Annotated in this window: 20 protein-coding genes and 1 tRNA gene; 10 read left to right on the top strand and 11 right to left on the bottom strand. The window is 71.8% G+C overall.

Features of this window, described 5'->3' with window-relative positions; all coding sequences use genetic code 11:
* Positions 1–97 precede the first annotated feature (97 nt).
* Together HNO83_RS15400 and HNO83_RS15395 are read left to right on the top strand one after the other, a co-directional pair.
* Complete coding sequence (locus HNO83_RS15400; RefSeq protein WP_175338402.1) at positions 98–1,309, top strand: MFS transporter; 1,212 nt, start codon at positions 98–100, stop codon at positions 1,307–1,309.
* A 128-nt stretch (positions 1,310–1,437) separates the two neighbouring features.
* Entirely contained in the window at positions 1,438–2,322 is an 885-nt protein-coding gene (locus tag HNO83_RS15395; protein WP_175338401.1) for an endonuclease domain-containing protein, read from the top strand.
* A 53-nt stretch (positions 2,323–2,375) separates the two neighbouring features.
* On the opposite strand, the gene HNO83_RS15390 is transcribed toward HNO83_RS15395, so the two are convergent.
* Both HNO83_RS15390 and HNO83_RS15385 read right to left on the bottom strand, forming a co-directional pair.
* Positions 2,376–3,356 carry an aldo/keto reductase gene (locus HNO83_RS15390; protein WP_175338400.1) on the bottom strand — a complete coding sequence of 327 codons (981 nt, stop codon included), beginning with the start codon at positions 3,354–3,356 and terminating at the stop codon, positions 2,376–2,378.
* Between the two features lie 10 nt (positions 3,357–3,366).
* Positions 3,367–3,981 carry a TetR/AcrR family transcriptional regulator gene (locus tag HNO83_RS15385; protein ID WP_175338399.1) on the bottom strand — a complete coding sequence of 205 codons (615 nt, stop codon included), beginning with the start codon at positions 3,979–3,981 and terminating at the stop codon, positions 3,367–3,369.
* Between the two features lie 57 nt (positions 3,982–4,038).
* Between HNO83_RS15385 and HNO83_RS15380 the strand changes: the two genes are divergently transcribed.
* The 3 genes from HNO83_RS15380 (at position 4,039) to HNO83_RS15370 (ending at position 7,233) form a co-directional block, all read left to right on the top strand.
* Positions 4,039–4,794 carry an SDR family NAD(P)-dependent oxidoreductase gene (locus HNO83_RS15380; protein WP_175338398.1) on the top strand — a complete coding sequence of 252 codons (756 nt, stop codon included), beginning with the start codon at positions 4,039–4,041 and terminating at the stop codon, positions 4,792–4,794.
* A gap of 78 nt (positions 4,795–4,872) precedes the next feature.
* Complete coding sequence (locus tag HNO83_RS15375) at positions 4,873–6,057, top strand: acyl-CoA dehydrogenase family protein (protein WP_349627239.1); 1,185 nt, start codon at positions 4,873–4,875, stop codon at positions 6,055–6,057.
* Between the two features lie 66 nt (positions 6,058–6,123).
* A complete protein-coding gene (locus HNO83_RS15370; RefSeq protein ID WP_175338397.1) occupies positions 6,124–7,233 on the top strand; it encodes an aminopeptidase P family protein in 1,110 nt (369 codons plus the stop codon).
* 24 nt (positions 7,234–7,257) lie between these two features.
* Here HNO83_RS15370 and HNO83_RS15365 read toward each other — a convergent pair whose 3' ends face one another.
* On the bottom strand, positions 7,258–7,683 hold the full coding sequence (locus HNO83_RS15365; protein WP_175338396.1) for a DUF3054 domain-containing protein: 426 nt from the start codon (positions 7,681–7,683) through the stop codon (positions 7,258–7,260).
* A 171-nt stretch (positions 7,684–7,854) separates the two neighbouring features.
* On the opposite strand from HNO83_RS15365, the gene HNO83_RS15360 reads away from it, so the two are divergent.
* Positions 7,855–10,734, top strand: coding sequence for an aminotransferase (locus tag HNO83_RS15360; RefSeq protein WP_217499111.1), 2,880 nt, complete (start codon positions 7,855–7,857; stop codon positions 10,732–10,734).
* Here HNO83_RS15360 and HNO83_RS15355 read toward each other — a convergent pair.
* A complete protein-coding gene (locus tag HNO83_RS15355) occupies positions 10,673–11,620 on the bottom strand; it encodes a LysR family transcriptional regulator ArgP (protein WP_175338394.1) in 948 nt (315 codons plus the stop codon). The two genes, HNO83_RS15360 and HNO83_RS15355, sit on opposite strands and share 62 nt — an antisense overlap.
* Before the next feature lie 70 nt (positions 11,621–11,690).
* Here HNO83_RS15355 and HNO83_RS15350 point away from each other — a divergent pair, with 70 nt between their 5' ends.
* Complete coding sequence (locus HNO83_RS15350; protein WP_175338393.1) at positions 11,691–12,290, top strand: LysE/ArgO family amino acid transporter; 600 nt, start codon at positions 11,691–11,693, stop codon at positions 12,288–12,290.
* A gap of 138 nt (positions 12,291–12,428) precedes the next feature.
* On the opposite strand, the gene HNO83_RS15345 is transcribed toward HNO83_RS15350, so the two are convergent.
* The 4 genes from HNO83_RS15345 to galU form a co-directional block, all read right to left on the bottom strand.
* Positions 12,429–12,501, bottom strand: a tRNA-Ala gene (locus tag HNO83_RS15345).
* Between the two features lie 58 nt (positions 12,502–12,559).
* The gene (locus HNO83_RS15340) at positions 12,560–13,666 is read right to left on the bottom strand and encodes a hypothetical protein (protein WP_175338392.1); all 1,107 of its coding nucleotides are present in this window, start codon (positions 13,664–13,666) and stop codon (positions 12,560–12,562) included.
* Between the two features lie 61 nt (positions 13,667–13,727).
* On the bottom strand, positions 13,728–14,390 hold the full coding sequence (locus HNO83_RS15335; protein WP_175338391.1) for a GNAT family N-acetyltransferase: 663 nt from the start codon (positions 14,388–14,390) through the stop codon (positions 13,728–13,730).
* Between the two features lie 22 nt (positions 14,391–14,412).
* Complete coding sequence (gene galU, locus HNO83_RS15330; protein ID WP_175338390.1) at positions 14,413–15,390, bottom strand: UTP--glucose-1-phosphate uridylyltransferase GalU; 978 nt, start codon at positions 15,388–15,390, stop codon at positions 14,413–14,415.
* A gap of 60 nt (positions 15,391–15,450) precedes the next feature.
* Here galU and HNO83_RS15325 point away from each other — a divergent pair, with 60 nt between their 5' ends.
* From HNO83_RS15325 to mscL, 3 genes are read left to right on the top strand one after another with little or no spacing between them, the layout of a single operon-like run.
* Complete coding sequence (locus HNO83_RS15325) at positions 15,451–16,035, top strand: 5-formyltetrahydrofolate cyclo-ligase (RefSeq protein ID WP_175338389.1); 585 nt, start codon at positions 15,451–15,453, stop codon at positions 16,033–16,035.
* 19 nt (positions 16,036–16,054) lie between these two features.
* On the top strand, positions 16,055–16,351 hold the full coding sequence (locus HNO83_RS15320) for an FmdB family zinc ribbon protein (RefSeq protein ID WP_175338388.1): 297 nt from the start codon (positions 16,055–16,057) through the stop codon (positions 16,349–16,351).
* Positions 16,352–16,368: 17 nt separating this feature from the next.
* On the top strand, positions 16,369–16,806 hold the full coding sequence (gene mscL, locus HNO83_RS15315; RefSeq protein WP_175338387.1) for a large-conductance mechanosensitive channel protein MscL: 438 nt from the start codon (positions 16,369–16,371) through the stop codon (positions 16,804–16,806).
* Between the two features lie 86 nt (positions 16,807–16,892).
* Here mscL and HNO83_RS15310 read toward each other — a convergent pair whose 3' ends face one another.
* From HNO83_RS15310 to HNO83_RS15300, 3 genes are read right to left on the bottom strand one after another with little or no spacing between them, the layout of a single operon-like run.
* Positions 16,893–17,072 carry a hypothetical protein gene (locus HNO83_RS15310; protein WP_175338386.1) on the bottom strand — a complete coding sequence of 60 codons (180 nt, stop codon included), beginning with the start codon at positions 17,070–17,072 and terminating at the stop codon, positions 16,893–16,895.
* 9 nt (positions 17,073–17,081) lie between these two features.
* Positions 17,082–17,441, bottom strand: a complete 360-nt coding sequence (locus HNO83_RS15305) for a type II toxin-antitoxin system PemK/MazF family toxin (protein WP_175338385.1) — start codon at positions 17,439–17,441, stop codon at positions 17,082–17,084.
* Complete coding sequence (locus tag HNO83_RS15300; RefSeq protein WP_175338384.1) at positions 17,438–17,659, bottom strand: DUF8778 family protein; 222 nt, start codon at positions 17,657–17,659, stop codon at positions 17,438–17,440. The genes HNO83_RS15305 and HNO83_RS15300 overlap by 4 nt, the downstream gene beginning before the upstream one ends.
* Between the last annotated feature and the right edge of the window lies 1 nt (position 17,660).

Raw genomic sequence — 17,660 nt, 5'->3', positions numbered from 1 at the left:
GGAGAAGTTATGCACAGTTTCCACACCCCCCGAACACGTCACGACCACCTGTGGATACCCCTCGACGGGGCCTCGCGGACCACTAGTCTTGGGTGTTGTGAGCACGTATTCGAGCCTCCTGAAGACGCCGGGCGTCGCCCGCATCATCGCCGCTCAGCTCACCGCGCGCTTCCCGTTCGGCATGCTCTCGCTCGCCTTCCTGCTCCACATCGAGCGCGTCCACCACTCCTACGGCGCGGCCGGCCTCGTCCTCGGCGCGATGAGCATCGGCCAGGCCATCGCCGGCCCGATGACCAGCCGGCTGATGGGCGTGCTCGGCATGCGCACGGTGCTGTGGACGACCCTCGGCCTGTGCTCCGCCGCGGTCGCGGCCATCGGCCTCTTCGTCATGCCGGTGCCGGTCACCATGGCCATCGCGTTCTTCGCCGGCCTCAGCATGCCGCCCATCCAGCCCGCCGTGCGCACCATCTACCCCAAGATGGTCAACTCGCGGCAGCTGACCCCGCTGTTCTCGCTCGACGCGTCCGCCCAGGAGATCATCTGGATCGCGGGCCCGGTCGCCATCACGTTCGTCTCCACCCAGATCGGCACGGTCGAGGGCATCCTGATGTCGGTCGCCATCATGCTGGCGGGCGGCTGCTGGTTCATCTCCTCCCCCGAGGTCGGCCGGGTGCGCATCCCCCGCAGCAAGCGGCGGTTCGGGACCGTGCTGACGCGGCCTCCCGTGCTGCTCGCGACGGTCGTCGGCTTCCTGCTGATCGGCTCCTGCTCGGCGGTCGAGGCCGGAGTCGTCGCCAACTTCGGCGAGGGGTCCCCGCTGGCCGGCATCGTCCTCGCCATCTGGTCGCTCGGATCGCTCGTCGGCGGCCTCGCGCTCGGGCACATCCCGATCGGGCCCTGGGCGACGGCGCGGCGCATGCTCATCGTCTTCGTCGGCGTCGTGCTCTCGACCTTCATGCTGTGGTCGTGGTGGGGTCTCTCCGCCACCCTGCTGATCGCCGGCGTCGGCATCGCGCCCGCCCTCGCAGTGCTGTTCGCCATCGTGTCCGCCAGCGTCAAATTCTCGGACACCGCCGAGGCGTACGGCTGGGTCGGCACCGGCCAGCTCATCGGCGCCGCCCTCGGCTCCGCCCTCGCGGGCTTCCTCATCGACGGCGTCGGGCCGGTCGGCGCGTTCTGGGTCGCCGGAGCGTTCGCCCTCGTCGGCTTCGTCGTCCCGGCCCTCGCGCACCGCATCCACCCCGACCTCCGCGGCCGCGACGCCTCCCCCATCCCCGACACCGAGCCCGTCCCCGTCCAGCCCTCCTAACGCGTCCCTCCCGCCGAGTGGTGACATAACGTCACCACTCGTCCGAGATATCCGCGATAACTCACCAGTCGATTGCTGCCTGTGGAGAGAATCCGGCGGTCCTCGGAGAAAATCGGCAGGGTGTGGGCATGAGCCGAACACCAGTCCCTCTGCCGGAGCAGCTCAGCCGGAGAGCGTTCTCGATCGTCGATGCCGCCGCCCTCGGGGTCACCGAGAGCCGTCTCCGCGGCGCAGACCTGGCGCGACCGGTCCGCGGGTTCCGGGTGCCGGCCGGAGCGGGGCTCCGGCCGCGTTGCCAGGCCCTGCGACTGCATCGGCCCGACCTCGTGTTCAGTCACGTGACCGCGCTCAAGCTCTACGGCGCGCCCCTGCCCGCGCGGGCCCGCGACGATGAGCGCATCCATGTCACCGTGGCCGCCCCCGCCCGGGCACCGCAGATCGCGGGAGTGGCCGGCCACGTCGCGAGGCGGCTCCGCGTCTGTCAGCACAGGGGCCTTCCTGTGACCGACCCCGCGCAGTCGTGGGTGGATGCCTCGGCGATTCTCGAGCGCCCCGAGCTCGTCGCCGTCGGCGACTACTTCGTGGCGCACGGTCTGGCCGACATCGAATCGCTGGGCGAGGCTCTCGGCGAAGCCCGGGGCCGCCGCGGCCTGGCCACCGCGCGACTCGCCCTGCCCCTCGTGCGCGCCGGATCCGAATCGCCGAGCGAGAGCCTCCTTCGGGTCACCCTCCACGATGCAGGCATGCCCGCGCCGTCGCTCAACTTCAGCGTCTTCGACCGCCAGGCGCGGTTCGTCGCCCGGGTCGACCTGGCCTATCCGGACCAGCGCGTCGCCGTCGAGTACGAAGGCGACCACCATCGCACCGATAAGGCGCAATGGCACAAGGACATCCACCGCCAGGGACGCCTGGAGGACCTCGGCTGGCGCATCATCCGTGTCACCGCCACCGACCTGACCTCCCCCACGTCCCTCCTCGCCCGCCTTCGCCGGGCTCTGGGCCTCGAACGGTGAGTCTTCGCGAGTACTCGGCGCGAATAGTGACCAGATGTCACCACTCGGCGGGGCTACCAGCGGGGGTGGACGGCGGCGCGGAAGTGGACGTCGTAGATGCGGTGGACGGCCTCGTCGAAGCCGGCCGGGAGGCGCACGGCACCCGCGGCGGCGTTGGCGCGCGCCTGCTCCGGCGAGCGGGCACCCGGGATGACTGTGCTGACGCCATCCTGCGCGACGATCCAGGCGATGGCCGCCTGCGCGGGCGTCACGCCGTCCGGCACGAGCTCCGCGAACTCGCGCGCGGCGGCGACGCCCTCCTCGAAGTCCACGCCCGAGAACGTCTCTCCGACATCGAAGGCCTCGCCGTGACGGTTGTAGGTGCGGTGGTCGTCCGCCGCGAACGTGGTGTCGGCGGTGTAGCGCCCGCTCAGCAGCCCGGAGGCGAGCGGCACCCGCGCGATGATCCCGACGCCGGCCTCCCGCGCAGCCGGAAGCACCCGGTCGAGCGGCTTCAGCCGGAAGGCGTTCAGAATGATCTGCACCGTCGCCGTGCCGGGCCGGGCGATCGCGGCGAGCGCCTCGTCCACCGTCTCGACGCTCACGCCGTAGTTCTCGATCCTGCCCTCCTCGACCAAGGCGTCGAGCGCGTCGTAGACCGCATCGGTGGAGAAGACGGGCGTGGGAGGGCAGTGCAGCTGCACGAGGTCCAGGCGGTCGACGCCGAGGTTGCGGCGGGAGCGGTCCGTCCACTCGCGGAACTTCGCCAGCGTGAAGTTCGCGGGATCCTGGGCCTCACGCCGTCCCATCTTCGTGGCGACGGTGAGCGGCAGCTCGGGATGCTCGGTCACGAACCGCCCGATGATCTGCTCGCTCCGGCCGTCGCCGTAGACGTCCGCCGTGTCGAAGAAGGTGACGCCCGACTCCGCCGCGGCTTCGAGCACGGCGAGGGCGTCGTCCTCCGAGACGTCGCCCCAGTCCGCGCCGAGCTGCCAGGTGCCGAGTCCGACGACCGAGACCTCGCGGCCGGTCCCTCCGAGGATGCGCTGTTCCATGCTGCCCACCCTATGCCGGGTCGGCCGGCACCCCGGTGGCGCGCCCCTCCGAGGCGCTTCCGGGCCACCACGCCGGGGTGAGCCGGCCGACCAGGGCGAGGAAGGCGTCCACGTCGCGCGGGCGCGGGCGGGTGAGCCAGACGTCGATCGCGCCGATGGTGCCGTCGGCGAGGTAGCGGGCGACGGCCCGGCGTTCGACATCGTCCTCCGCGGGCACGACGAGGCTGTGCTGCTCCAGGAGCAGGTCGATGGACGCCTGGAAGTGCTCGCTGAGCATCGCGTGGAGGCTGGCAGCGCCGCTCTCGGCGCCGAGGCCCCTGCGGTAGACGGCGTCGTGCTCGTCGACGTGCCGGAGGACGGCGCGCGTGACGCCCACCACCGCGGCGGCCGCGTCCGCCGGGTCGACGTCGACGAGGTACTGGGCGCGGAGCTCGTCGAGCTCGCCGCGCAACACCTGCTCCAGCAGCTGGGCGGGCGATGCGGCGTACTCGTACACGGTCGACCGGTGCACGCCGGCGGCCGCGGCCAGCGCCGACACGGTCACCTCGGTCACCGGCCCCCGGGTCGCGAGGTCGAGCACCGTCGCGCTCAGCCGGGCGTACGTCTTCTGCTGCCTCGCATCCACCGAACGATCGTACAATGGAGTTATCCGACAGATGTCGGATAGCGAAAGGAGATCTCCATGGCTCAGTACGACGTCGCCGACCGGTCCGCGATCGTGACAGGAGGCGGCTCGGGCATCGGCCGCGCCATCGCCCTCACCCTGGCGGCGAGCGGTGCCTCCGTCCTCGTCACCGACCTGAACGAGGAGCACGCCACGGCGGTCGTCGCCGAGATCGAAGCGGCCGGCGGCACGGCCGCGGCGCTCGCCGGCGACGTGACCGACCCGTCCTTCGCCGAGGCCAGCGTCGCCGCGGCGAACCAGCTCGCACCCCTGCGCATCGCCGTCAACAACGCCGGTATCGGCGGGGCGTCCGCTCCGGTCGGCGAGTACCCGCTCGACTCGTGGCGCAAGGTCATCGAGGTCAACCTCAATGCCGTGTTCTACGGGATGCAGCCCCAGCTCGCCGCGATCGCCGCGAACGGCGGGGGCGCCATCGTGAACATGGCCTCCATCCTCGGCAGCGTCGGCTTCGCGAACTCCTCCGCGTACGTCACGGCGAAGCACGCGCTCCTCGGCCTGACGCAGAACGCCGCGCTGGAGTACGCCGGCAAGAATGTGCGCGTCACCGCGGTCGGCCCCGGCTTCATCCGCACGCCCCTGGTCGCCTCGAACCTCGACGCCGACACGCTGAGCTTCCTGGAGGGCAAGCACGCGCTCGGTCGCCTGGGCGAGCCCGAGGAGGTCGCCGCGCTCGTGGCGTTCCTCGCCTCCGACGCCGCCAGCTTCATCACGGGCAGCTACCACCTGGTCGACGGCGGCTACACCGCCCAGTGATCGTCCACAGAAACCGGACTTTCCACACCTTCCCGTGAGGGCTCCCGTGCCCGGTCGCGCTCCCCTAATGTGAGGAGCGTGACCGAGCACGACCCCTCCTCCGACCCGCACCCTGCCGACCCTCTGAACGACGAGCTGCTGTCCCGCATCCGCTCCCGCGCCGCCGGGTACGACCGCGAGAACCGCTTCTTCACGGAAGACTTCGCCGAGCTCGCCGACGGCGGCTATCTCACGGCTCTGGTGCCCACCGAGTTCGGGGGACTCGGGCTCAGCCTGGAGCAGACAGCACGACTTCAGGCCCGGCTGGCGGGCGCCGCTCCGGCGACCGCCCTCGCCGTCAACATGCATCTGGTCTGGACCGGCATCGCGAAGACGCTGCGCGACCGCGGCGACGACTCGCTGGAGTTCGTGCTACGGGAGGCCGGCGCCGGCGAGGTCTTCGCGTTCGGGCTGAGCGAGGCCGGCAACGACCTGGTGCTGTTCGGCTCGACGACCGAGGCGAGACCGGAGCCGGACGGTTCGTACCGGTTCCACGGCCGCAAGATCTTCACCTCGCTCTCCCCCGCGTGGACGCGGCTCGGCACAATGGGCCTCGACAGCACGAGCCCCGATGCGCCGAAGATCGTCTACGGCTTCATCGAGCGCACCGGCGGCGGGTTCGAGATCCGGGAGGACTGGGACACGCTCGGGATGCGCGCGACCCAGAGCAACACCACGGTGCTGGTCGGCGCACGGGCGGCGGCCGACCGGGTGGTCCGCCGGCTCGATCCCGGGCCGAACCCCGACCCGCTGGTGTTCGCGATCTTCGCCAACTTCGAGATCCTGCTCGCCGCCGTCTACACCGGTATCGGTGCGCGCGCGCTCGAGCTCGCCGTGGAGGCCGCCCACCGGCGCACCAGCCTCAAGAACGACGGCCGGAGCTACGCGAACGACCCCGACATCCGCTGGCGCGTGGCCGAGGCCGCGATCGAGCAGGACGCCCTGCTCCCCCAGCTGGATGCGCTCGCCCGCGACGTCGACACCCTCGCCTCGCATGGCGCCCTCTGGTTCCCGAAGCTCGTCGGCCTCAAGATCCGCGCGACGGAGACCGCGCGTCGCGTGGTCGACCAGGCCGTCCGGGTCTCCGGCGGATCGACGTTCTTCGCGGGCAACGAGCTGGGCCGGCTGTACCGCGACGTGCTCGCCGGCCTCTTCCACCCGTCCGACGCCGAGTCGGCGCACAACACGGTCGCCACCGCGTGGCTGGGACCGATCGAGGACTGAGCACGAGGACCGCACCGGCAACGCGGTCCACACCAAGCAGGAACCGCGACCAGGAGGGCACCGGACATGCGGGAGATCACGGCACGGCACTTCGCCGAGCGCTTGGAGCGCGGGGCACGACAGGCCCGCGCGGCCGGGTTCGACGGGCTCGTCATCGCGCCCGGTCCGGACCTGGCCTACTTCGCCGACTATCTGCCCGTTACCACCGAGCGGATCACGCTGCTGGTGATCCCGGCCGACGGCGAGCCGACCATTCTGGTGCCCGCCCTCGAACGCGGCGGCGCCGCCGAGACCCGGGCGTCCGGGGCGATCCGGCTGCTCACCTGGACCGATGGCGAGGACGAGTACGCCCCGGCCTCCGGGCTGCTCCAGCCCGAGGGACGCTACGCGATCTCCGATGCGACCTGGGCGATGCACCTGCTCGGCCTCCAGCAGAAGCTGCCGGGCGCCCGATTCGCCGCCATCTCGAACGCGCTCCCGATGCTGCGAGCGGTGAAGTCCGCCGACGAGGTCGACCGCCTCGCGGCCGCGGGCGCCGCGGCCGACGCGACCTTCGAAGACGTGCTGCGCGTGCCGTTCGCGGGGCGAACCGAGCGGCAGCTCGCCGCCGACCTCGACAGGCTGCTCCGCGAGCACGGCCACGAGCAGGTCGACTTCACGATCGTCGCGTCCGGCCCGAACGGCGCCGACCCGCACCACGAGCCCGGCGAGCGGATCATCGCGGAGGGTGACATGGTGGTCCTCGACTTCGGCGGCCTGCTCGCGGGCTACGGCTCGGACACCACCCGGACCGTGCACGTCGGCGAACCGACCGACGAGGAGCACGAGGTGTACGAGGTGGTCAGGCAGGCGCAGCAGACCGCCTTCGAGGCCGTCGCCGTCGGCGTCCCGTGCCAGGAGATCGACCGGGCGGCGCGCCGGGTCATCCGCGAGGCCGGCTACGGCGAGTTCTTCATCCACCGGGTCGGCCACGGCATCGGGGTGACCACCCACGAGCCGCCCTATCTGGTCGAGGGCGAGGAACAGCCGATCGAGGCGGGGATGTGCTTCTCGATCGAGCCGGGCATCTACCTGCCTGGCCGCTTCGGCGTCCGCATCGAGGACATCGTCGTCGCCGCGGAGGACGGCGCGCACCGGCTCAACAACTCGAGCCGGGAGCTGCACCTGGTCGGCTGAGTCCGCCGACGCGTGGCGCGGCCGCTACCGCACGCTGCGGTCGACCGCGACGGCCGCGGCCGCAGCCGCAGCCGTCCGCGCGATCCGTCTGCGCCGAACGAACGGGAGGGCCACCAGACGCCAGCCCACCAGGAACACCCCGAGCACGACCGCCGCCACGGCGATGAACGACGGCTCGACGCCCTGGCCCGCGGAGGTGCGGATCAGCATCCCGAGCGCCACCGTCATCAGCCACACCGGGACGCCCGGCCAGACGATGGCGAGCGGACGCCGCCACGCCCAGGTCACGAGCCAGCCGACCACGAGTGCGACCAGGAACGGCCACAGGGTGTCGAAGACGCCGGCGGCGGACGTGGTCTCACCGTGACTGCGGCGCCCGATCAGCACGAAGAGGGTCACGAAGGCCGCGTCGATCACAAAGGCGACGAGCGCGGTCCTCCAAGGCTTCACAGGCCCCAGGCTACGCGGAGCCTCCCGTACGTTCGCTGGGCGGGAGCCGTGCTGATACCGACTGTGATGCACAATCAGCAGGGTGTCCACAGGCGCGCCCTCCGTTCGACACGGCGTCGGCGCCCCCTCACTAGACTGACCTCGAAATCGCCGCCGAGCCCTGGAGCCCCGTTGCCGAACTTCGACTTCCTCACCCAGCCCGCGCTCCCCCGACCCGAGGTCACGGTGGAGGACGCGGCGGCGATCGCCGCGACCCGGTTCGGGCTGGAGGGCGACATCGTCGAACTGGGCAGCAACCAGGATCGCAACTTCCGCATCGACACCGGCGGAGAGCGTTTCGTGCTCAAGCTCGCCAACCCGGTGTTCTCCGCCGACGAGCTCCTGGCGCAGAACGCCGCGCTCGCGGCCCTCGCCGGCTCGGGCATCCGCATCCCCGAGGTCGTCGCCTCGCTCGACGGCGCCGAACTGGTGGAGGTCGAGGTCGCCGGCCGCACACTCCTCGCGCGCGTGCTCCGCTACCTCGACGGCGAGCCACTCACCGGCGTCGGCCGCCCCACCCGCGACCAGCTGCGCACGCTCGGCACCCTCGCCGGCCGCGTCGCCGGCGGCCTGGCCGCGCTGACGCATCCCGGCCTCGACCGCACCACCCAGTGGGACGCACGCATCGGCGGCGAGGTCGTCGACCTGCTCCTGGAGCACGTCGAGCAGCCGGCGAAGCGCCGGGTCGTGCGCGAGGCGACGGATGCCGCCCTCGCGCGGCTGGAGCCCCTCCGCCGGCGGCTGCGCGTCCAGGCGGTGCACGGCGACGTCACCGACGACAACATCGTGCTGGGCGACGACGGTCCGGGCGTGATCGACTTCGGCGACGTGTCCGACGGCTGGCTCGTCGCCGAGCTGGCCGCCACGGTCACGAGCGCCCTGCACCACGTTCCGGACGAGCCGCTCGCCGTTCTGGATGTGATCGAGGCCTTCCACGCCGAGGCGCCACTCGATGACGCCGACCTGGCCGCGCTGTGGCCCCTGGTCGTGCTGCGCGGAGCGGTGCTCGTCGTCAGCGGCGAGCAGCAGGTGGCCCTCGAGGCCGACAACGTCTATGCCGACGAGAACCGCGCCCACGAGTGGGTCGCCTTCGACATCGCCCGGCGGCTCGACGCCGGTGAGCTGGAGACCCTCGTCCGTGCCCGCCTGGCGGGCCCGTCTGCAGCCGCAGCCACGCCGCTCGGCCGCCTCATCCCTCTGACGACCACCCCCGCCCACCTCGCCGACCTCTCGGTGGAGTCGCGCGACCTCGACGCCGGCGTCTGGCTGCAAGAGGATGCGGAAGACGTAGTGCTCGCCCGCGTCTGCCGCGAGCGGGGCCACGCCGTCACGCGCTACGGGGAGGCCCGGCTGACCCGCACCACCGCCGACCGCTCGCTCCCGGATGCCACGGTCGCCCTCGCGGTCACGGTCGACGCCCCGGCCGGCCTGGACGTCACGGCTCCGTTCGCGGGTGAGCTCGCCCTCGTCGAGGGCTCGTGGCTCCTGCGCGGAACCGGCGCCGGCCTCGAGCTGTGGCTCGACGGCCTCGTGCGCCCGCTCACCACCGCCTCCATCGCGGCCGGCGAGGTCATCGGCACCGCTGTGCGGCTCACCGCCCAGCTGAGCACGCTCGCCGGGCACCGGCCGCCGGCCTTCGTCACCCCGGCCCTCCCGTTCGCCGAGTGGTCTGCCGTCTCCCCCGACCCGTCCGCGCTCTTCGGAGCCGACCTCGCCGTGGCCGCGCCCGACCCCGCAGCGTCCCTCGCCCGCCGGGATGCCACGTTCGCGCAGGTGCAGGAGCACTACTTCGCCTATCCACCGCTCATCGAGCGCGGCTGGCGCCACCACCTCGTCGACACCCGCGCGCAGAGCTACATCGACATGGTCAACAACGTCACGCAGATCGGTCACGGGCACCCGCGGCTGGTGGAGGCGGTGCGCGATCAGTGGGCGCGCCTCAACACGAACTCGCGGTTCCACTACGACGAGCTGTCCCGCTTCACCGAGCGCCTGGCTGAACTCGCGCCGGACGGGCTCGACACGGTCTTCCTCGTGAACAGCGGCAGCGAGGCGGTCGACCTCGCGCTGCGGCTGGCGCAGATCCACACCGGCCGCCGCACCATCCTCGCGGTGACCGAGGCCTACCACGGCTGGACCATGGCCTCCGATGCAGTCTCGTCCTCCCTCGGCGACAACCCGCGGGCGCTGGAGACGCGTCCCGACTGGGTGACGCTCGTCGCCGCCCCCAACTCCCTCCGCGGAAAGCACCTCGGTCCCGGCTCGGCGCCCGCCTACCTGGCCGATCTGGATGCGGACCTCGCCGCCCTCGACGCCGCGAGCACCGAGGTGGCCGGCTACATCGCCGAGCCGGTCTTCGGCAACGCGGGCGGCCTGATGCTGCCCGACGGCTACCTGGCCGGTGTCTACGAACGCATCCGCGCCCGCGGCGGCGTCTGCATCGCCGACGAGGTGCAGGTCGGCTACGGCCGTCTCGGCCACTACTTCTGGGGCGCCGAGCAGCAGGGCGTCGTGCCCGACGTCATCACGATCGCGAAGGCCATGGGCAACGGGCAGCCGCTCGGCGCGGTGATCACCCGGCGGGAGATCGCGGAGTCGTTCGCCGCCGAGGGCAGCTTCTTCTCATCCGCCGGTGGGAGCCCGGTGTCGTCGGTCGTCGGCCTGACGGTGCTCGACGTGATGCGCGACGAGCACCTGCAGGAGAACGCGGCGACCGTCGGCGACCACCTCGCCGCGCGGCTGCGGGAGCTGGGCGACCGGCATCCTCTCGTCGGCGCGGTGCACGGCATGGGCCTCTACCTCGGCATGGAGCTGGTGCTCGACCGCGAGACGCTGAAGCCGGCGACGGCCGAGGCGGCGCTGGTGTGCGACCGGATGCTCGCCGAGGGCTGCATCGTGCAGCCGACGGGCGATTACAAGAATGTGCTGAAGATCAAGCCGCCGCTGTGCATCACGCGGGAGAGCGCCGACCGTTTCGTGGACGCCCTCGACCTGGTGCTCGCGACTCTCTAGCCGCGGGTACCGGGACCAGCACTCGCGCGGCCTCGGCTGCGATCGCCTCGGCGACGGCGTCGAGCGCCGCGGACCGCAGCGACCATCGGTGCCAGTACAGGGGCACACGCTCGACCCGGACGGGGTCGAGCACGACGAGCCGCCCCTCGGCCACCAGCGCGTCCGCCTGCAGGTCGGGCAGCATCCCCCAGCCGAGCCCGAGGACGGCGGCGTCGACGAACTGGGTGGACGCCGGGATGTAGTGCCGCGGCGGGCGCGCGCCGGGCGCGAACGCATCCAGGTAGCGGTCCTGCAGCGCGTCCTTGCGGTCGAACACCAGCACGGGCGCTTCCGCGGCGGCCGACGGCGTCCAGCCGCCGGGGCACCATCGCTCGACGTACGCCGGGCAGGCCACCGCCCGGTACACCATCTCGCCCAGGGGTCGGGCGGTGCAGCCCTGCACCGGCTCCGGGTCGGAGCCGATCGCCGCCATGGCGGTGCCGTCGCGGAGCCGATCGAGCGTGTGCTCCTGGTCGTCCAGGGCGAGCTCGAAGCGGATGCCGTCCACCCGGGCCAGAGCCGGAAGCACCCAGGTCGCCAGGGAGTCGGCGTTGACGACCAGCGGCACGACCGCACCCGCCGCTTCGTGCCGTCCCGCCAGCGCGGCCTCGGCCTCGCTCTCGAGAAGAGCCAGCTGACGCGCCAGCCGGAGCAGGACGCTGCCCGCCTCCGTCGGCTCGACCGGCTTGCTCCGCCGCACCAGCACGCGCCCGCTCTGCTCCTCCAGCGCCTTGATGCGCTGGCTCACTGCGGACGGGGTGACGTGCAGGGCAGCGGCCGCCGCCTCGAACGTCCCGGCGTCCACCACGGCGGCGAGGGCGCGCAGCTGATCGGCGTTGGCTGTCACCTAAGCCATGCTAATGGCTGCTAAGAAACCTGAGCTGTACTTAGTGGAGGCACATCCCTAGCGTCGAAGGGTGTTCGCCACCTTCGTCACCGGCCTCGGCTCGGCCGCCTCCCTCATCGTCGCCATCGGCGCGCAGAACGCGTTCGTGCTGCGCCAGGGCCTCCGCCGCGAGCACGTCCTCCCCGTCGTGCTGATCTGCGTGCTGAGCGACGCGGTCCTCATCGCCGCGGGCGTCGCCGGGATCGGTGTGCTGGTGAAGCAGGCTCCGGTCGCCCTGACGATCGTCCGCTGGGCGGGCTTCGCCTTCCTGCTCGGCTACGCCGTGTTCGCCGCCCGCCGGGCGCTGCGACCGCAGGCGCTGAACGCGGCGGGCGCGGTGGCCGGCTCCCTCGCGGCGGCGGTCGGCACGTGCCTCGCGATCACCTGGCTGAACCCGCACGTGTACCTGGACACGGTCCTGCTGCTCGGCTCGCTGTCCGCCTCGCATGGCGACCCCGGCCGCTGGGTGTTCGGCGCGGGCGCCGCCACGGCCAGCGTGCTGTGGTTCTCGCTGCTGGGCTTCGGGGCGCGGTTCGCCGCACCGGTGTTCGCCAGGCCGGTCGCATGGCGCATCCTCGACGGCGGCATCGCCGTGCTCATGCTGGTGCTCGCCGTCCTGCTGGTGCTCTGACCCCCGCGACTGCGGCGGTTCGGAACGAATGCGGCCGGTCGCGCACCCGCAGACGTTCCGCGAGGGCGCAGTCGCAGAACACGCAACTGCCCGGAGAAGCAGAAAGGCCGCCCGAGCGGGCGGCCTTTCCGGTACCGGTGGAGCTAAGGAGATTCGAACTCCTGACCTCTTCGATGCGAACGAAGCGCGCTACCAACTGCGCCATAGCCCCGGGGAACTGCTTAGAAACAATAGCACCTGACCGCGGTCGAGTCGAAATCGAGGGCGGCTCAGCTGGCGGCCCGGCGACGCCGCAGGACGGCGTCCAGGTCCATGCCGGCGGCGTCCACGTCGTCCAGCACGCCCATGCTCGCGTAGCGGCTCGGAGCGGCCGGCTCGGCCGCAGACGAGACGGTCCCGAGGGTCGCCACAGAGGCCACGGATGCGACCGGCGCAACGGATGCCGCGGGCGCGACGGCCGCGACCGGGCGCAGCGGAACGGGCGCCGGAGCGGGCGCGACGACCTCGGCCGCCTTGCGCTCGAACTCGGCGCGCACGGCGGCGCGGCGGAGCTCTGCGGCGGCATCCACCGAGGCCATGGCGGCCGCGGCGACCGTTCCCGGCGACAGGTGCAGGGGCTTCGGGAGGGGCCGCGGCGTCCAGCTCTGGCGGAGCCGCTCCTGCACGGGCACGTCGTGCTGCGCGTCGTCGTACAGCTCCGGTGCGACCTGCGAAGTGCGCACGATCGGCTGCGCCGCCACCGCCGCGCGCTGCGGGCGCGCGAGGCGGGCGAGCATCCAGCCGGACAGCAGCACGGCTGCCCCGGACAGCCCGGCCAGCAGCCACGCGCCGGTCTCGGCGGCGACGACAGCGCCGGCGACGAGGCCGGCGAGTCCGGCGACGAGCACCAGGGTCGAGAGGGCGCGCGCCCGGCGCAGTCGCCGGCGGCGCTGCGGGGTCAGGGCGGACGCGACGGTGGAGGTGGCGAGCACGCGTGCCCGCTGGGCCGCAGCCGCGCGGGCGGCGCGCTCGACGGCGATCGCCTCGGCCGCGGCGCGCTCGGCCTCCTCGGCGGCGCGGCGGCGCTCCTCCGCGATCGCCTGCTCGCGGCGGGCGTGCGCGGCGGCCTCGGCGCGGGCGGCGGCGAGCTTGCGCTCCTCCGCCCGGCGCAGGATGCGCTGCTGCTCCGCCACGGTGCGCGCGGTCGCCTCCATGCGCACCTCGTCGGGCAGCTCGCTCGTCTCGGCCAGGATCCGCAGGGTCTGCTGCAGCCGCACCGCGTTGCGCTCCGTGGCGAGGTACTCGCGGCGCCTCAGCCAGACCGGGACCAGATAGGCCAGCCAGAGCACGGCCGCGATCGCGACGACGACCCCTCCGCCCATCACATCCCCGTTCATGCCTCTACGGTAGGGGCGGGGGACACCGGGCCGGTGTCACCTGCGGGGGTGTGTCACGGGTTCAGCGGTGCCGGGCCACCGGGAGCGGGACCGCGGCGGCCGCCCGGTCCTCGGCCGGGATGACCGCGGCGTCGGCCGGGACGTTCCCGTCGAGCCACCGGCGCAGCACGCCCTGACTGAGCTCCTCGGTGACCAGACCGAAGCAGAAGTGGTCGCGCCAGTCCCCGTTGATGTGGATGTAGCGGCGCCGCAGTCCCTCGTAGCGGAACCCGAGCTTCTCCACCACGCGCAGGCTGGGGCCGTTCTCCGGCCGGATGCAGATCTCCATCCGGTGCAGCCCGAGCTGGTAGAAGCAGTAGTCGGTGGCCAGGGCGACCGCGGTCGGCGTGATGTTGCGTCCGGCGAACTCCTCCGCGATCCAGTAGCCGATGGTGGCGCTGGACAGCGAGCCGTAGGCGATCGACGAGACGTTCAGCTGCCCGGCGAGCTGCCCGTCCCACTCCACGATGAACGGGAGGCCGTGGCCGGCTCGCGCGTTCGCCAGCAGCGACCGGATGCTCGCGCGGGTGTCGAACGACCCGGGCGCGTACGGGCTCGTCGCCTCCCACTGGCGCAGCCAGCTGCGGTTGTCGAGCAGCGAGCGCTCGAGCGCGCGCGCATCCCGCAACCGGATCGGACGCAACCCCACGCGACCCTCGGCGAGGGTCGGGATCACGATCGCCACGGGCTCTCCCTTCAGCAGGCCGTCAGTTGTCCCGGGCGGAGAGCGTCTGGATCGGACCGGTCGGGTCCGCGGGCATCTCCTCGACGAACTCCACGGGCTCGTCCTCCAGTTCGCTCGCGAACTCGCGCAGCCACGGCCGCAGCTCGGGGCCGAGGTCCTCGCGGTCGATCGCGAGACGGATGATCGCCTTGATGTAGTCGAGCCGGTCGCCGGTGTCGTAGCGGCGGCCGCGGAAGACGACGCCGTACACGCCGCCGGTCCAGTCGGGCGCTTCGGCCATCGACTGGAGGGCGTCGGTCAGCTGGATCTCTCCCCCGCGGCCGGGCTCGGTGCGCTCCAGGACGTCGAAGACCTCGGGACGGAGCACGTAGCGGCCGATGACGGCGTAGTTGGAGGGCGCGTGCTCCTTGTCCGGCTTCTCTACCAGGCCCGTGATGCGGACCACGTCGTCCTCGTCGGTCTCCTCGACCGCGGCGGCGCCGTACAGGTGGATGGAGTCGGGGTCGACCTCGAGCAGGGCGACGACGGTCGCGTGCCGCTCCTGCTGCACCTTGAGCATCCGCTTGAGCAGGTCGTCGCGGCCGTCGATGATGTCGTCGCCGAGCAGCACGGCGAACGGCTCGCGGCCGACGTGCATCTTGGCGCGGAGCACCGCGTGGCCGAGACCCTTCGGGTCGCCCTGGCGCACGTAGTGCATGTCGGCGAGGGCGGTCGAGTAGTTGACCTTCTCGAGCCGGTCGGTGTCGCCCTTCTTGGTGAGCGTCTCCTCCAGCTCGGCGTTCCGGTCGAAGTGGTTCTCGAGCGCGTTCTTGTTGCGGCCGGTGATCATCAGGACGTCGTGCAGGCCGGCGTCCACCGCCTCCTCCACCACGTACTGGATGGCGGGCTTGTCCACGACGGGGAGCATCTCCTTGGGCATCGCTTTCGTCGCCGGGAGGAAGCGGGTGCCGAGTCCGGCGGCGGGGATCACTGCTTTCGTGACGCGGTCGTGATTAGCCATGCCGCCTACAGTATCCGCATTTCCACGGAGCACACCGACGGCATCTCCTAGGATTGCCCTATGGACTCGGACACCGCCGCTCATCGCAAGCGCGCCCTGCGCGCCGAGCTCCGCGAGCGCCGGCAGAACCTCACGAGCACCGAGCGGCAGGCCGCGACGGCCGGGCTGACCCGCAACCTCGTCGACCTCGCGACCGACCTGTCGGCCCGTTCTGTCTCCGCCTACCTCTCCACGCAGATGGAGCCGGACACCCGGCCGTTCCTCAACTGGGCCCACGCCCAGGGGCTGCGCGTGCTGCTCCCGGTCTCCCGCGAGGACGGGCTGCTCGACTGGACCACCGGCGACGGCGAGTCCGAGACGGAGGGGCTGTTCGGCCTCCCGGAGGCGGTCGGCGAGCTGCTCGGTCCGATCGCGATCAACGACGTCGACCTCATCCTGGTCCCGGCGGCCGCTGTGGACGCGACCGGGATGCGGATGGGGTGGGGCCGCGGCTACTTCGACAAGACCCTGGGGAGCATGGAAAAATGTCCCCCGGTGTACGCCGTCCTGTTCGACGGCGAACTCGTGGACGAGGTGCCGCGCGAGCGCCACGACCAGCCGGTGGACGGCGCGGTCACCCCGACCAGGATCGTCCAGTTCACCTGACCTCCCAGCGGGAAGAAGAATGCCCACCTACTCCTATTCGTGCCGCGACTGCGGCACCGCCTTCGACATCCAGCAGGCCTTCACCGACGACGCACTGACGGTCTGCCCCACCTGCGGCGGCTCGCTCCGCAAGGTGTTCGGCACGGTCGGCGTGACGTTCAACGGCTCCGGCTTCTACCGGACCGACTCGCGCGGCGGCACGAAGAAGGCGGACTCGTCGTCGTCGTCGTCGTCTTCGTCTTCGTCCTCTTCGTCGTCGTCCAGCTCCTCCACCTCCTCGACCCCGTCGACGCCGTCGTCGGGCTCCGCCGCGTAGAAGGGTCCGTCTCGGCCATGATCAAAGGCTTCAAGGAGTTCATCCTCCGCGGGAACGTCATCGACCTGGCCGTCGCGGTCGTCATCGGCGCCGCGTTCACGGCGGTGGTGACGTCGATCGTCACCAACCTGATCAATCCACTGCTCAACAGCTTCTTCGACGCCAAGTCGCTCGACTCGGCCCTGGTCTTCACGATCAACAAGTCGGAGTTCCACCTCGGCGCCGTCATCGGCGCGATCATCAACTTCCTGATCGTCGCCGTCGTCGTCTACTTCGTGTTCGTGTTCCCGATGAACCTGGCGAAGCAGCGCGCCGAGCGCCTGCGCAAGAAGGGCGTCGTCGAGCCGGAGGCCCCCATCACGGAGCTCGACCTCCTCACCGAGATCCGCGACCTGCTGCAGGCGCAGCAGTCCCCGCCGCAGGCCGCCGGCAAGCACGCCGACCCCCTCCCCTGAGCCCCACCCCCATCCCCCTTCGCTGAGGTGCTCGTCGTTGCACCGCCGTACGGCGTGTCGGCAACATCTACGAGCACCTCACGGCGTCACCAGTGGGGTGGGACGTCTCGGCGGAGGCGGTCGTCGTTCGACGACCAGGACGGGCGGTCGCCGTCGGCCGGACGGGCTGCGTCCTCGCGTGGCTCGACCTTCGGCGCCGGGTCGGTCCCGGGCGCGCCGGGGCGCTGCACCCGGCGGTGCTTGCGTCGTCCGGAGGTCTCGCTCACCCCTCCAGCCTAGAGCGAGAGGTGGAAGCGCAGAGCCTCGTCGACCTGGTGCATGATCCATGCCGGGGCGACACCCCGATAGCGCCCGATGCGCGAGTGCCCGAGTGCCCGTACCTGCTCCGCCTGGATCTTCGACGCCCTCTCGAGGCCCATCAGCGCCAAGTCCTCAGGTTCGTGGACCGCCACCTGGAACTCGTGGACAGTCGCAACGTTGGAGGTGAGGGGGACGAACGTGAGGACGCCCCGCGCGCGGCGGGTCACCGCGGCGTTCACACCTTCGTTGCTGACCACGATGCATGGCCGGAGCCGAGCGGCCTCCCCCTCCACCACGGGGTCGAGCTGGACGTCGTAGACCTCGCCCCGCCTCATTCGTCGAGTCCGTCTCCCGCCGTCTGATCCCACAACTCCTGTTCGCCCGACGTCTCCCACTCCTCGAAGGCCTGGGCGTAGGCGGCCTCGGAATCGAGTTCGCGCTTGAGGCGGATGAGCCGGTGGATCGCGGCCGAGCGGTTGCCCGCGAAGTCGGCCGCCACGGTGTCGAGGTACGCCACATCCTCCTCGGAGAGGCTCACGCTCAGCTTGGTCATA

Source organism: Leifsonia sp. C5G2, from assembly GCF_013359685.1.
Classification (GTDB): Bacteria; Actinomycetota; Actinomycetes; order Actinomycetales; family Microbacteriaceae; genus Leifsonia.
Note: the sequence above shows the minus strand (reverse complement) of the source record. Positions and strands in the feature narration are given on the sequence as shown.

What these genes read in the sequence shown, in the direction of transcription:
- HNO83_RS15395 (WP_175338401.1), top strand. Translation starts at nt 1,438, where the DNA reads ATGAGCCGAACACCAGTCCCTCTGCCGGAGCAGCTCAGCCGGAGAGCG.
- HNO83_RS15390 (WP_175338400.1), bottom strand. Translation starts at nt 3,356, where the DNA reads ATGGAACAGCGCATCCTCGGAGGGACCGGCCGCGAGGTCTCGGTCGTC.
- HNO83_RS15380 (WP_175338398.1), top strand. Translation starts at nt 4,039, where the DNA reads ATGGCTCAGTACGACGTCGCCGACCGGTCCGCGATCGTGACAGGAGGC.
- HNO83_RS15370 (WP_175338397.1), top strand. Translation starts at nt 6,124, where the DNA reads ATGCGGGAGATCACGGCACGGCACTTCGCCGAGCGCTTGGAGCGCGGG.
- HNO83_RS15340 (WP_175338392.1), bottom strand. Translation starts at nt 13,666, where the DNA reads ATGAACGGGGATGTGATGGGCGGAGGGGTCGTCGTCGCGATCGCGGCC.
- galU (WP_175338390.1), bottom strand. Translation starts at nt 15,390, where the DNA reads ATGGCTAATCACGACCGCGTCACGAAAGCAGTGATCCCCGCCGCCGGA.
- HNO83_RS15325 (WP_175338389.1), top strand. Translation starts at nt 15,451, where the DNA reads ATGGACTCGGACACCGCCGCTCATCGCAAGCGCGCCCTGCGCGCCGAG.
- HNO83_RS15320 (WP_175338388.1), top strand. Translation starts at nt 16,055, where the DNA reads ATGCCCACCTACTCCTATTCGTGCCGCGACTGCGGCACCGCCTTCGAC.
- mscL (WP_175338387.1), top strand. Translation starts at nt 16,369, where the DNA reads ATGATCAAAGGCTTCAAGGAGTTCATCCTCCGCGGGAACGTCATCGAC.
- HNO83_RS15305 (WP_175338385.1), bottom strand. Translation starts at nt 17,441, where the DNA reads ATGAGGCGGGGCGAGGTCTACGACGTCCAGCTCGACCCCGTGGTGGAG.
- HNO83_RS15300 (WP_175338384.1), bottom strand. Translation starts at nt 17,659, where the DNA reads ATGACCAAGCTGAGCGTGAGCCTCTCCGAGGAGGATGTGGCGTACCTC.